13 protein-coding genes and 1 tRNA gene are annotated in these 12,236 nt (G+C 58.3%); 2 read left to right on the forward strand and 12 right to left on the reverse strand.

What is annotated here, in order from left to right; genetic code table 11:
• Window positions 1-140: 140 nt before the first annotated feature.
• From VC35_RS14070 to VC35_RS14090, 5 genes are all read right to left on the reverse strand, one after another.
• Entirely contained in the window at window positions 141-1,370 is a 1,230-nt protein-coding gene (locus tag VC35_RS14070; RefSeq protein ID WP_046040841.1) for a methyltransferase, read from the reverse strand.
• A complete protein-coding gene (locus VC35_RS14075) occupies window positions 1,351-2,040 on the reverse strand; it encodes an ABC transporter permease (protein ID WP_008046525.1) in 690 nt (229 codons plus the stop codon). Before VC35_RS14075 ends, VC35_RS14070 begins: the two co-directional genes overlap by 20 nt.
• A complete protein-coding gene (locus VC35_RS14080) occupies window positions 2,037-2,732 on the reverse strand; it encodes an ABC transporter permease (protein WP_046040843.1) in 696 nt (231 codons plus the stop codon). The genes VC35_RS14075 and VC35_RS14080 overlap by 4 nt, the downstream gene beginning before the upstream one ends.
• Before the next feature lie 72 nt (window positions 2,733-2,804).
• Window positions 2,805-3,554, reverse strand: a complete 750-nt coding sequence (locus tag VC35_RS14085; protein WP_046040845.1) for an ABC transporter substrate-binding protein — start codon at window positions 3,552-3,554, stop codon at window positions 2,805-2,807.
• A gap of 13 nt (window positions 3,555-3,567) precedes the next feature.
• On the reverse strand, window positions 3,568-4,341 hold the full coding sequence (locus tag VC35_RS14090; RefSeq protein WP_046040846.1) for an ABC transporter ATP-binding protein: 774 nt from the start codon (window positions 4,339-4,341) through the stop codon (window positions 3,568-3,570).
• 564 nt (window positions 4,342-4,905) lie between these two features.
• Here VC35_RS14090 and gabP point away from each other — a divergent pair.
• On the forward strand, window positions 4,906-6,297 hold the full coding sequence (gene gabP / locus VC35_RS14095) for a GABA permease (protein ID WP_046040847.1): 1,392 nt from the start codon (window positions 4,906-4,908) through the stop codon (window positions 6,295-6,297).
• Between the two features lie 71 nt (window positions 6,298-6,368).
• Here the strand turns inward: gabP and VC35_RS14100 are convergent, their stop codons facing one another.
• The 4 genes from VC35_RS14100 to VC35_RS14115 form a co-directional block, all read right to left on the reverse strand.
• Window positions 6,369-6,821: a hypothetical protein gene (locus tag VC35_RS14100; protein ID WP_046040849.1), complete on the reverse strand. Its 453-nt coding sequence runs from the start codon at window positions 6,819-6,821 to the stop codon at window positions 6,369-6,371.
• A 6-nt stretch (window positions 6,822-6,827) separates the two neighbouring features.
• Entirely contained in the window at window positions 6,828-7,244 is a 417-nt protein-coding gene (locus tag VC35_RS14105) for a hypothetical protein (protein ID WP_046040850.1), read from the reverse strand.
• Between the two features lie 36 nt (window positions 7,245-7,280).
• On the reverse strand, window positions 7,281-8,255 hold the full coding sequence (locus VC35_RS14110; RefSeq protein ID WP_046040852.1) for an alpha/beta hydrolase family protein: 975 nt from the start codon (window positions 8,253-8,255) through the stop codon (window positions 7,281-7,283).
• Window positions 8,256-8,323: 68 nt separating this feature from the next.
• Complete coding sequence (locus tag VC35_RS14115) at window positions 8,324-9,073, reverse strand: DUF1016 N-terminal domain-containing protein (protein ID WP_046040854.1); 750 nt, start codon at window positions 9,071-9,073, stop codon at window positions 8,324-8,326.
• Between the two features lie 253 nt (window positions 9,074-9,326).
• Between VC35_RS14115 and VC35_RS14120 the strand changes: the two genes are divergently transcribed.
• Window positions 9,327-9,776: a hypothetical protein gene (locus tag VC35_RS14120; protein ID WP_046040855.1), complete on the forward strand. Its 450-nt coding sequence runs from the start codon at window positions 9,327-9,329 to the stop codon at window positions 9,774-9,776.
• Window positions 9,777-9,899: 123 nt separating this feature from the next.
• Here the strand turns inward: VC35_RS14120 and VC35_RS14125 are convergent, their stop codons facing one another.
• From VC35_RS14125 to VC35_RS14135, 3 genes are all read right to left on the reverse strand, one after another.
• Complete coding sequence (locus VC35_RS14125) at window positions 9,900-10,691, reverse strand: TSUP family transporter (protein WP_046040857.1); 792 nt, start codon at window positions 10,689-10,691, stop codon at window positions 9,900-9,902.
• Between the two features lie 41 nt (window positions 10,692-10,732).
• Window positions 10,733-11,812, reverse strand: coding sequence for a hypothetical protein (locus VC35_RS14130; protein ID WP_046040858.1), 1,080 nt, complete (start codon window positions 11,810-11,812; stop codon window positions 10,733-10,735).
• Window positions 11,813-12,132: 320 nt separating this feature from the next.
• Window positions 12,133-12,208: transfer RNA gene (locus VC35_RS14135), tRNA-Phe, on the reverse strand.
• Between the last annotated feature and the right edge of the window lie 28 nt (window positions 12,209-12,236).

Here is a 12,236-nt window from a genome sequence, read left to right on the forward strand (position 1 = left end):
ATTTGTCCGCAAATGCCTGTTTTTTCGATTTTTTATGTGGGTGTACAAAAAATGAACAGTGCGGTTTTTGCCCTGAAACTGGCATGAATATTGGATCCATGATAATTCCATCAACAGAGTTATCCACAGGTCGGATGCGTTTAGGTGCGTTCGGCCAGGAGCAGGAAATTACGCGGCGTGAGCGGGGTTTCGCAGAAGGTGCCGATGCGGACGCTGTAGCCCTGCTCGGCGAGGAAAAGTGCCCGGTCAAGGACCAGCCAAAGCTCCAGTGGGCGTCGGAAAAGTCCGCGCAGTAGTTCAAGGTTGCGCACTTCGGCCAGTCGCTGCCAACCGGCGGCTTCGAGGGCTGGCCAATCTTGCGGGCCGATTGTGGATAACTGTTTGAGTGCGGCCAGGTGATGGCAGTAATCGGCGAAGGGTTTGTCCAGCCAGGCGCTGGGCAGGGAAGGGGTTGGCAGGTACTCGTCCAGGCCGCGCATTTTCCGTTGCAGCAAGTCGAAACCCAGGCGTCGGGCCATGGAGGTGTCGCGTTGACGTCGCACCCGGGCACCGGCGGTAACGGTTTCGCTCATGGGCAATGCGAGGTCGTCGAGGGAAAGCTGTAGGCGGGAGTCTTTGGCGGCCGAGGAAATCGGCGCGTATTGGGCAAGACTGATCCGGTTGTAGCAGCACGGCGCAATGGCGAGCTGTTTGCAGCCTGTGGCGCTGGCGAGTTGAATCAGCCGTATATGCAATTCACCGCAGGCGTGAAGCGCGACGGGCGTGTGATACGCACTCAGTAAAGTAGCTGCGTCTGCCGCGAGCACATCCTGTTCGATATGCAGAGCATGCAGGTGATGGTGTTGGCTGAGTGCCTGGCCGCTGGTTACCAGTACCGGGTCGTATTCCAGGCACGTCAGTTGTTGCCCCGGTTGCAGCAGGCGGCGGCCCAAATGCCCTTTGCCTGAGCACCAGTCCAGCCAATGCTGCGGTGCTTCGGAAAACTGCAATCGACTGGCGAAGGCTTCGATCTGCTGCCATTTGCGCCCCGGTACATCGACGTTCAATCGATGGCCGGCCGCTTCGAGCGCGCGTGCGGGCAATTCATCCACGGCACTCAAGGCAACAGACATCCTGGCCAAGGAAGCAAAGGGCTCCGGTGCATTCAGGAGGGCAGGTTGGTTGTGAGCGTTTTCCGCGTCTTCCAGCGTTCGCTCGCGTAGCCATGCGGCCAGCTCCGGGTAAGACGCTTCCCACGGTAGCTGTAGATGAGTGAACGGCCGAGGTTTCCACAGTGCCTGATGCTCTGTCAGAAAAGCATCCAGCGCGGTGAAGCGGGCGAGCAGGGCCTCGCCCGTCAACACGTGGGAATCAACGCCCTTGGCAGGCATCGACGCGCAACCAGCGCTCCAGCAGCTTGAAACCGCGTACCAGCACATAAGCCATTACCAGGTAGAACATGCCCGCAGCGAAGAATATCTCCACCGGCAGGTAGGTCCGGGCAATGATGGTGCGGGCCATGCCGGTCAGTTCCAGCAGGGTCACGGTGCTGGCCAGGGCGCTGGCCTTGAGCATCAGGATCACTTCGTTGCTGTAGGCCGGCAGGCCGATGCGCGCGGCGCGCGGCAGGATGATGTAGAACAGCGCCTTGGGTCTGGACATGCCCAGCGCCCGTGCCGCTTCGATCTCGCCCGGTGGAATCGCCTGGATGGCGCCCCGCAGGATTTCCGCAATGTAGGCTGCAGTGTGCAGGGTCATGGTCGCCGTGGCGCACCAGAACGGATCGCGCAGGTACGGCCACATCGAACTGTTACGGATCGCGTCGAACTGCGCCAGGCCGTAGTAGACGAGGAACAGTTGAACCAGCAACGGCGTGCCACGGAAAAAGAAGATGTAGCCGTAGGGAAATGCCCGCACCCACCACAGGCGCGACGAGCGGGCGATGCCCAGTGGAATAGCCAGTAGCAAACCGGCGATCACGGCGATGGCCACCAGTTCCAGGGTCAGGGTTGCGCCCTGGGCCAGTTTCGGCAGCCACTTGATGATGACTTCCCAGTTCATTGGGTGCTCCTCGCGAAGCCGCGAGCGGCGCGTTTTTCCAGGAAGTGCATGCCGGTCATCGCCAGCACCGTCAGGCTCAGGTACATGAACGCGGCCACCATATAGAAGGTGAACGGCTGTTTGGAGACGGTCACGCCGATTTGCGCGTGACGCATGATTTCTTCCAGGCCGATCACCGACACCAGCGCGGTGTCTTTCATCAGGATCATGAACAGGTTGCCCAAGCCGGGCAGGGCGATGCGCCACATCTGCGGCATGATCAGCTTGGTGAAGATGCGCCACTTCGACAGGCCCAGGGCCACGCCGGCTTCACGATGGCCTTTCGGGATGGCGAGGATCGCGCCGCGAAACACTTCCGTGGCGTAGGCGCCGAAGCACAGGCCCAGCGCAATGACGCCAGCGGCGAAGGCGTTGAGTTCAAGGTCGGGGTTGCCGAAGAACTCGCCCAGGGCACGCATCAGGTTGACCGTGCCGAAGTAGATCAACAGCACCCAGAGCAATTCCGGGATGCCGCGAACCAGGGTCGAATAAGTGCCGCCAAGCCATTGCAGCGGCTTGTACGGGGAAGTCTTGGCCAAGGCGCCGAGCAGACCGAGCACCAGCCCCAGGCTCAGGGCCGAGAGTGCCAGTTTCACAGTCATCAGCGCGCCAGCGGCGAGCGCCGGGCCGAATCCGTAGAGGTCGATAATCATGGATTTCTTTTCAAATCGCGGCAGGCAAGGCCGAGAACCGGCGCCATCAGGCGCCGGTCAGGCAGGTCAGTATCAATAGATGCTGAACGGGAAGTACTTGTCGTTGATCTTCTTGTAGGTGCCGTCAGCGACGATTTCTTTGAGCGCAGTGTTCAGCTTCTCGCGGATCGGGTCCTTCTTGCGCACGGCAATACCGATCTTGTCGCTTTCTTCCACCGGGTCGCCCTTGAACTCGTAGCTACGGCCGGCGTCGCTTTTCAGCCATTCGTAGTTGACATACTTGTCGGCCAGGATCCCGTCCAGACGACCGGAAGTCAGGTCGAGGTAGGCGTTTTCCTGGGTGTCGTAGAGCTTGATGGTGATGTCGTCACCATAGTGGTCTTCCAGGAAGGTGCCGGCCAGGGTCGCGCGCTGGGCGCCGATGATCTTGCCTTTGAGCGCCGCCTTGTCGGTTTTGAAGTCGATGTCTTTCTTGGCGATGAACTGCAGCTTGTTGGAGTAGTACGGGTCGGTGAAGTCCACCGCTTGCTTGCGTTCGTCGGTGATCGACATCGAGGAGATCAGGAAGTCGAACTTCTTGGCGTTCAGGGCCGGGATGATGCCGTCCCAGTCGGAGGTCACGACGGTGCACTCGACTTTCATCTTGGCGCACAGGGCGTCGCCGATCTCTTTGTCGAAGCCGACGACATTGCCACTGGCATCTTTATTGTTGAACGGCGGGTAAGCCGCTTCGATGCCCATCTTCAGGGTTTCGGCCATGGCACCGGCGCTGAACGCCAGGGTGACGGCGGCAGCCAGGAAGACCTTTTTGTAGTTCTGCATGTGGGTAGCTCCGTTAGCGGTTGCTGGACATGAATTGTTTGCAGCGCGCCGAAAGCGGGTTTTCAAACACCTGCTGAGGCGATCCTTGCTCTTCTACCAGGCCCTGGTGGAGGAATACCACTTCGCTGGAGACCTGACGGGCGAAGCCCATTTCGTGGGTCACGAGCAGCATGGTGCGGCCTTCTTCGGCTAGCGCGCGGATGACATTAAGTACTTCCTGGACCATTTCCGGGTCAAGCGCCGAGGTGGGCTCGTCGAACAGGATGACCTTGGGCTGCATGGCCAGGGTGCGGGCGATGGCCGCGCGTTGTTGCTGGCCGCCGGACAACTGCGCCGGGTAGGCATGGCGCTTGTCGGCGATGCCGACCTTGGCCAGCAGGGCTTCGGCCACTTCGATGGCTTCGGCCTTGCTCTGGCCGAGCACGCGGCGCGGGGCTTCGATGATGTTGTCGAGCACGCTCATGTGCGGCCACAGATTAAAGTTTTGAAACACAAAACCGATTTCGCTACGCAGGCGATTGATCTGCTTGCCGTCGGCGGCCACCAGTTCACCGTTCTTCGCGGCCTTGAGCTTGAGTTCTTCGCCGGCGACCAGGATCTGGCCCTGGTGCGGGTTTTCCAGCAGGTTGATGCACCGCAGGAACGTGGACTTGCCGGAGCCGGAGGAACCCAGGATCGAGATCACATCGCCGTCGCGGGCGGTCAGCGAGATGCCTTTGAGCACCTCCAGCGAACCGTAGCGTTTGTGCAAGTTGCGGATTTCAAGCGCGGGCGCGGCCTCAGCCATGTGCGTTCCTCATATATGTTGCGCTCCTGCTGTTGGCGGCCTTCCTGGCGAGGCGGCCAACCTAGCATAGCGTTTCAATGGCAGCCAACAGCGCTACGGACGGTAAACGGCTGGTGCGTGGCAGGTTGTCGCATCGGCGCAGCAGACTGTCGCCCCATCAACAACCGAACAGCCGTTTGAACCTTGCCTGTCGATAAAAAGCGCGGTGGCTGCCGCAAAAAAAGGCGCGATGTTGCCAGCTTTGACAGGGTGTTGGAAGCGCTATCCGGCCAAATGCACCGCTTGTGCACTTTTAATGTGCGCGGAGCCATTTTCAGGTGTGTTTCCGGTGCGCTGATTCACCCCACAAAGTGGGTGGCAGGGTAACGCTCTAGCGAAGTGCCATTAAATTCAATGGGTTGCGATGACTGTCCGGTCTAAGCGAGATCGCCGGGTTAGAGGGTTTTGAAATATTTTGGCGCAATTATTGCGTGCAGAATCCAGAACGCCCCGTTGGCTTCTTTTTACGAGAAGGATTGCCGAACGGGATGCACGCATTCGCTTCTCCTTACAAAGGTAGTTTTAATGAGCAGTACCCAAAGCTCTAATGGCCTCGAACAGGGGCTCAAACCGCGCCACGTGACCATGCTGTCGATTGCCGGGGTTATCGGCGCCGGCTTGTTCGTTGGCTCGGGGCACGCCATCGCCGCTGCAGGTCCGGCTGTTCTGTTGGCTTACGCCGCCGCCGGCATGTTGGTGGTGCTGGTGATGCGCATGCTCGGCGAAATGGCCGTTGCCTCGCCGGACACCGGTTCGTTTTCGACTTACGCCGACCGCGCGATCGGTCACTGGGCCGGTTTCACCATCGGCTGGTTGTACTGGTGGTTCTGGGTGCTGGTGATTCCGCTGGAAGCCAACGCCGCCGCGACCATCCTGCATGCCTGGTTCCCTGGCGTGGACATCTGGGCCTTCGCTCTGGTCATCACGATGCTGCTGACCGTGACCAACCTCTTCAGCGTAAAGAACTACGGTGAGTTCGAGTTCTGGTTCGCCCTGATCAAGGTTGTGGCAATCATTGGTTTCATTGTGCTCGGCGTCCTGGCGATCTTCGGCTTCCTGCCGAACAGCCAGGTCAGCGGTGTTTCGCACCTGTTCGACACCCAAGGCTTCCTGCCAAACGGCATGGGCGCGGTGCTGGGTGCGATCCTGACCACCATGTTCTCCTTCATGGGTACCGAGATCGTGACCATCGCAGCCGCGGAATCGAAAGATCCGGGCAAGCAAATCTCCAAGGCCACCAACTCGGTGATCTGGCGGATCGGCTTGTTCTACCTCGTATCGATCTTCATCGTTGTGGCCCTGGTGCCATGGAACGACCCGATCCTGGCCAGCCTTGGTTCTTACCAGACTGTGCTTGAACGCATGGGCATCCCGAACGCCAAGATGATCGTCGACATTGTGGTACTGGTTGCTGTGACCAGCTGCCTGAACTCGGCGCTCTACACGTCCTCGCGCATGATGTTTTCCCTGGGCAAACGCGGCGATGCGCCGGCGATGTCTACGCGCACCAACAAAAGTGGCACGCCTTACTGGGCAGTGATGTTGTCCACTGGCGCAGCGTTCCTGGCAACATTCGCCAACTACGTGGCTCCGGCTGCCGTGTTCGAATTCCTGCTGGCCAGCTCCGGTGCCATCGCATTGCTGGTGTACCTGGTGATTGCGATTTCGCAACTGCGCATGCGTAAGCAGCGTATAGCGCGCGGCGAGAAAATCGCCTTCAGCATGTGGCTGTTCCCGGGCCTGACCTACGCGGTGATCGTCTTCATCGTCGCGGCCCTGACCATCATGCTGTTCCAGGATGCCCATCGCGTGGAAATTCTCGCGACCGGATTGCTCAGTGCTCTGGTGGTAGCGGCCGGCTTGCTGGTGGCTCGCCGTCGCAACCTGGAAAAGCGTGGCGCGGTAGTGCTGAACTGATCCATATCGCGTAACGCAAAACGGCCGCTGTCAGAGATGACAAGCGGCCGTTTTTGTTTGAGTCGTAACCTTTACTCGGCTTTTTCTTCCGGCGCTTCCAGCGACTCGCGGTAGACATCCAGTGCAGCGCTGAAATCGGCGATGAACTGCGGCTCGCTCAGCCAGGCCTGGGCGCTCTCGCGATCCATGCCGTCGGCCCACATGCGGTAGTCGATCAGCATGTCGGCGGCCAGGTGGGTGGCGGCCATGCCTTCGTCGTCGGCGTTTTCCATGTCCAGCAGTTCTGGATGGTCGATGATGATAAAGGCCAGGTTCGTCAGCAGAATCGAGAGCATTTCGTTGCGGCTGACGGCTTCCGCGTCGCGCATTTTGCTGAACATCGCCAGGGTGTATTCCGGGATCGGTTCGGCGAGGTGGCCAAGGTCATCGTCCAGTGCGGCGGGTTTGCGGCCGTGGATATTGATCTGCTTGGCTTTGGCTTTTGCGCGCTTGGCGCGTTTCTGTTGCTTGTTCAGGGAGGCCATGGGAACTCAGTTCGGTTTCTGTTGGGTTTGCGCGGCAATGGCGTCGGACGCCGCCACGTAGTCGGCCTGGAAGGCCGGTGATTCGATCCACGCCAAGGCGCCGGCCTCGTCGGTTTCGGTCGCCCATTGGCGATACTCGATCAGCGCGGCAAGGATGAAGTCCATCGCGCCTTCCTCGCCTTCCTGTTCGTACACCAGTTCCAGCAGCGGGTCTTCGAGGAAGGCCGTGCACAGGGCTTGCTGGCTGATCTTTTCGGCGTCGATCATTTTCTTGAACAGTTCGGTCAGGTCCACCGACTCGAAGTCGATGCGATCGTCGTTCGGGTCCAGTTCCACCGGCGCGGCAGCCCGCTGGGTGCGGTTCTGCTTGGCCTTGGCCTTGGCGCGGGAGGCGCGTTTGTGCTGCTTGTTGGCGGAGGCCATGGGTGTCGTTCCGTATTCGTTGAGAGGGCAAAGGGCCTAGCTGCGTGGCACTCGCCGCCCGGGGGTATCGGGGGCCAGTTCGCCGTTTTGCAGCCAGGCCAATGCAATGGGCCATAGTGTGGCTTGGTATGCGCTGCGAAAAAAGGCGAAATGTCCGACTTCTTCTTCGCCGATGTCTTCGGGATGGATACGCAGGTGGGAGTTTGTGCTGCCGGTGAAGTAGCCGAGCAAGCGTTCGATGGCCGGGACAGTGCCGTAGGGGTCATCGCTGATGCTGATGGCCAGGGTTTGCGCGGTGACGCTGGCAAAGGGCAACTGCCCGGTGGTTTTGTTGATTGTGCGGCCGCTGGAGCGTTTCTCGTAGCGGGCAGTGGAGAGGCTCCAGTCACGGACCACGCCGGCGGGTGTGTCTTCCAGCCAGCCAAGGCGTTTGCCCGGAAAGTAGCCGTAGATCATCGTCACCAGCGGCATCAGCACATGCCACTTGCCGAACATGCGCCAGCGATGGGCCGGCGCATAGTCGCGCCAGTAGGCGAATTGCGCACCGACCGTCACCAGACGCCGGATCAGGTGCCCGGACGCCCCCAGGCCCGCTGCACAGCCGCCAAAGCTGTGGCCGACCACATCGACAGGCTGGCCAGGAAACTCGCGCTGTGCGCGCTTGAGCATCGCCTCGAAATCCAGCGTACCCCAATCGGTCCACGAGGCTTGAAGCCCCTTGAGCGATGCCGGACGCGACTCGCCGATGCCGCGGTAGTCATAGGTGATGACATCGAAGCCGTGGGCGAACAGGTAGTCGGCAAAACGTGAGTAATGCCGGCAACGGACCGACGTGGCGGCATTGATGATCACCACCGGACGAGCTGCGTCCTGAGAGGCGTGTCGCCAGGTGAAGCCACCGAGGATGAAACCGTCCGGGGCGGTTTCCTTGAACGGATTGCCGGGGGTGGTATCCGGCAGCGGCAACTCGATGCGAGTGGGGGCCAGTGGAGGCGTGTCCTGCAAACTCATCGGTGTCAGTCCTTTGTGGGTAGCTGCCAACGATAGTCCTGATGCCGTTGATGAACAATCCGTTCGCCTCAGCGCGGTTGTTGATTAGTCAATCGCTCTTCAAGTGCTGCTCGCTCCCGATCCAGTGCGTCACGCAGTTCCTCTTCACTCGGCAGGACAAGCTTGTACTTGCTGGCGAGCAATTGTTCGATCAGCGCTTGTTCGATCTCGCTTTCCTGAAGCTTGCCGGCATTGGGTAAGCCAAGAAACTCCAGTACCACCGGATCACGGATGAAATCCCGAGGGCTGGCCTTCATGTTTTGAATGTGGGTGGCGGCCTCCTGCTTGACGCTGCCGCGATCGCGGCTCGCCAGCAGGCGTTCGTAGTACAACGTATTGATCTGGCGCTCCAGCGCTCGGCTTGACCAGTTTTGGGTGGCTGATTCGTTCATGTACCAGAGACGAGCGCTGTCGTTGTCGACTCGAAGCAAGCGGCGGTAGTGGGTCCAGCTCAATTCGTGACGCAGTGCGTCACGAATTGGAAAGGCTTGATAGAACAGACGCATATACCGCAGGTTGGAAGCGTCAAATCCCTTTCCGAACTCCGCAGTTAGCACTTTGGCCAAGGTCGACAGTAACTCTTTGCCATACCTGGCCCGTCGCGCGCCGTTCTGTTCGAACTCAACGATGTGCCGGCCAATCTGCCAACAGGTCTGCACTTGAACGGTATCGACCGCCCGAAGCACCTTCTGACGTGCCTGATGGATCAATTTTCCAAGGTTGCCAAGCAGTGATGCCAGATGTGGGTCGTGAGTGTCGTGGGGTGTGAGGGTCGTCATGAGGTCTTCCGCAGCAGGTTGAACAGCGAAAGAGAATGACAAGTGAGCACCCTTCAAAGATGCCGGGTGTTACTGAGAAACAGGCAGGAAATACCGGGTTCTCAGGCAGGACGGGTCTAAATCCTGGCGAGGGATGAGGAACAAATGGCGTAGTACGTTTCGTACTCAGGTCAAATCAATCTAAACCCCTCCCTCCGAATGGAAATCCAAAGGATGTAACGATTGGGTTCTGCAGAACCCGGGAGTCGTCATCATGAAATACCTCCATACACTCCTGTTGCCCCTCACCGCTGTAGGCGTGCTGATGTTTCCTGCGATGTCACCTGCCGCCAGCCTCGAGCCCATCGACAGCCAGGGGGTGCAGGCGCAAAGCCAGGAACAAAACGGCATCACCTACCTGTCGGGCGGTATTGGCGAGGATGAGTCCAAGGCCATCCAGCAGACCACCGGCTATAACTTGCACATGACGTTCTCTGTCGGGACGGGAAATGAATACGCTCCAGACGTGAATGTGGTTATTCAGAAGGCCCCGGGACAGACCGTGCTAACGCTCAATGACGCTGGTCCGCTGGTCTACGTGAAGCTGCCAGCCGGGAAATACACCGTCATTGCGACGCATCACGGAGAAACACGGCATGACGTTGCCGATGTTGGCAGTGGTGCAGCCCGTAACCTGGTTTTCCACTGGAATGATGCGAGTTAGCGAGAGGCTGCAAATCAAGGGGCGCAACCAGATCCTGAATCTTGTGATTCAGGGTTTCTTGTATGTGGTCTCATGAACGGCGTACAAACCCGTCTGGGGCGCCGATCATTATCGACGTGATGATCATAACGACGCCAATGTCTGGATGAGTGCAACGCGTAAAGGGTTGGTTTCTACGCTCAGCAGCTTGATGGCCAAGGCGCAGCAGACCACGATCAACATAGGTTTGATCAACCGTGGTCCGACCCGGACAGCGGCCCGTGCACCCAATTGAGCGCCGACGAAGGCCGCCAAAGCCATGGCAATGGCTATCGGCCAGATAATCACACCTTTGGTGATAAAGACCGACAGGGAACCGAGATTGCATGAGGCGTTGGCAAGTTTGGTAAAGCTCATGGCCCGCATCATGCCCAAGCCGCAGAGCAGTACGAATCCGACGATAAAGAAAGAGCCCACACCGGGGCCAAATATACCGTCGTAAAAGCCCAGAATCGGCGCCACGCTAAACGAAAAAAGCAGAATGCCGATTCTCTTGCGTCGATCTTCATTGGCCAGCTTTGGAGAGAGCGCAAAATAGATGGCCACCAGAATCAGCATGATAGGTACGCAAACTTCCAGGTAGCGCTTATCAATAGAGCTGACCAGCAAGGCACCACTGGCGCCGCCAATAAACCCGCAGATAACCAGGAAACGCCCTTCGCGCCACTCGATCATTCCTTTGCGAGCAAAGGTTACAGTTGCCGAAACAGTTGCCGAAGCGGCCTGGAACTTGTTCGTGGCAATCGCACTGATAGGGTCCACCCCAGCCAGAAAAAGTGCAGGCAAGGTTATCAGTCCGCCCCCACCCGCAATTGCATCAAAAAAACCGGCGCAGAACGCCACGAGCGCCAATAGGCCAATTACATCCCAAGACATTCCGATCCCTCTTTTACAGTTACTGGCAAGTCATCCAAAAGTCAGCCCAGCAGCCTCAGCGGGTCTTCTGAAATAACGATAGGAGACGAAAATTTCGACAGGCCAAAAATGCGAACTAGCACCCGTCTGTTGTCTTGAATGATGTCCCGGCCGTGCAGCGCCCGAACGTTATTGATGAGCAAGGCGGACTCTTGCGTCAGTGTGTATTCGATTGGAGTTGCTTCGCGCACACCCTGGCAAAGGGCGGCATAGGCCGTTTTGACGAAACGTGAGGCATTGCCGTTAACCGAAAATCGGTATGAGTTGAAACGGGCGGCGAACCCGACGTTGTCATCGAACTCCAGGATTGAAACATTGTGACCATCCTCTCCCTTGCCTCTGACGAAGGAGTCACTGCGGGTGAACTGAAAACTCCCCGTAGTCAGCGCGAGGCAGTTGGTTACGCCGATTTTTTCGAGTATGGGAGTCAGTGGAATGACTCGTGTTGGCTCCAGGCTCGGGTTCCACAAGGCTGAGAGTATCAGCGACGACGGCGAGGGTGAGTGCCCGTCTTTCGCGTTTATGGCGCACCAGTAAGGAGCCTCGGTGTGTGGACCTAGCGCCAGGCCGGAGTGGGAACTCAGTTCTTTGATATCCGGCTCGGCAGGGATTCTGATCAGTCCGCCGCCCTCGAAGTTGGCCACCAGTCGAACCAGTTTTCCTTCATTGTCCATGTCGTAGGCAAAGGCCCTGTTATCTACCAGTTTCAACAAAATCTGATTACGGGCGGCCAGGCAAAGGACGTCGTATCGGTTTTCCAGGAAAGTCTGGTCTGGTAGTTCATCTGGAGGGCTGGCGTCTGAGATTTTTTGCAACCCATCAAAGATCAATACGGAAACAAGCCCATTGGAATAGGCACTCAACAGTTCGCATTGGTCTTTCGAGAACGAGAACTTCAATTCAATAGCTGCACAAGCGGCTTTGGACTTGGCTCCCGGTGCCTGCGGTCCACCGATGGCGGCCAGTTCTTCGGCGAATGTGTGAAGCAACGTTGACTGCGGAATATCAAAGCTGAAAGTTCTGATTTCTTGTTCGGTAAAAGGCTCAGCGGTTTCGACGTCTGGTTGAACGGCGTCAGTCATTTTCTACATCCCTGCTGTGTATCTGCTGCCGGTTATGCGGCAGCTCCTCCTTTGATTCTGCACAAACTGTTAATCGGCGTATGTCATCCATTTCCGTTAAAGCAGACGGAGCGTTCTGACAGGCCGGGGGGCAACCAGGAATTACCGATATCCGATGCCTGAAGGCTTTTCGGGAGTCAGCCTCGGCAACCGTTACGGGCGCTTGCTGGCGTGGTGACAGGAGGTGGGGAATTGTCGCTTCGATGGTGGCTGGACCGATGCCTCATCAAATCGCAGGCATAAAAAAACCCTGAATCTTGCGATTCAGGGTTTTCGGTATTTGGTGCCCAGAGACGGAATCGAACCGCCGACACGGGGATTTTCAATCCCCTGCTCTACCGACTGAGCTATCTGGGCAACGGGGCGCATTAAACGGGTTTTTCAG

The organism is Pseudomonas fluorescens (genome assembly GCF_000967965.1).
GTDB classification, from domain to species: domain Bacteria; phylum Pseudomonadota; class Gammaproteobacteria; order Pseudomonadales; family Pseudomonadaceae; genus Aquipseudomonas; species Aquipseudomonas grandcourensis.

Excerpts from the sequence above, each read along its gene's own strand:
- VC35_RS14070 (WP_046040841.1), bottom strand. The coding sequence starts at position 1,370 with ATGCCTGCCAAGGGCGTTGATTCCCACGTGTTGACGGGCGAGGCCCTG.
- VC35_RS14075 (WP_008046525.1), bottom strand. The coding sequence starts at position 2,040 with ATGAACTGGGAAGTCATCATCAAGTGGCTGCCGAAACTGGCCCAGGGC.
- VC35_RS14080 (WP_046040843.1), bottom strand. The coding sequence starts at position 2,732 with ATGATTATCGACCTCTACGGATTCGGCCCGGCGCTCGCCGCTGGCGCG.
- VC35_RS14085 (WP_046040845.1), bottom strand. The coding sequence starts at position 3,554 with ATGCAGAACTACAAAAAGGTCTTCCTGGCTGCCGCCGTCACCCTGGCG.
- VC35_RS14090 (WP_046040846.1), bottom strand. The coding sequence starts at position 4,341 with ATGGCTGAGGCCGCGCCCGCGCTTGAAATCCGCAACTTGCACAAACGC.
- gabP (WP_046040847.1), top strand. The coding sequence starts at position 4,906 with ATGAGCAGTACCCAAAGCTCTAATGGCCTCGAACAGGGGCTCAAACCG.
- VC35_RS14100 (WP_046040849.1), bottom strand. The coding sequence starts at position 6,821 with ATGGCCTCCCTGAACAAGCAACAGAAACGCGCCAAGCGCGCAAAAGCC.
- VC35_RS14105 (WP_046040850.1), bottom strand. The coding sequence starts at position 7,244 with ATGGCCTCCGCCAACAAGCAGCACAAACGCGCCTCCCGCGCCAAGGCC.
- VC35_RS14110 (WP_046040852.1), bottom strand. The coding sequence starts at position 8,255 with ATGAGTTTGCAGGACACGCCTCCACTGGCCCCCACTCGCATCGAGTTG.
- VC35_RS14115 (WP_046040854.1), bottom strand. The coding sequence starts at position 9,073 with ATGACGACCCTCACACCCCACGACACTCACGACCCACATCTGGCATCA.
- VC35_RS14120 (WP_046040855.1), top strand. The coding sequence starts at position 9,327 with ATGAAATACCTCCATACACTCCTGTTGCCCCTCACCGCTGTAGGCGTG.
- VC35_RS14125 (WP_046040857.1), bottom strand. The coding sequence starts at position 10,691 with ATGTCTTGGGATGTAATTGGCCTATTGGCGCTCGTGGCGTTCTGCGCC.
- VC35_RS14130 (WP_046040858.1), bottom strand. The coding sequence starts at position 11,812 with ATGACTGACGCCGTTCAACCAGACGTCGAAACCGCTGAGCCTTTTACC.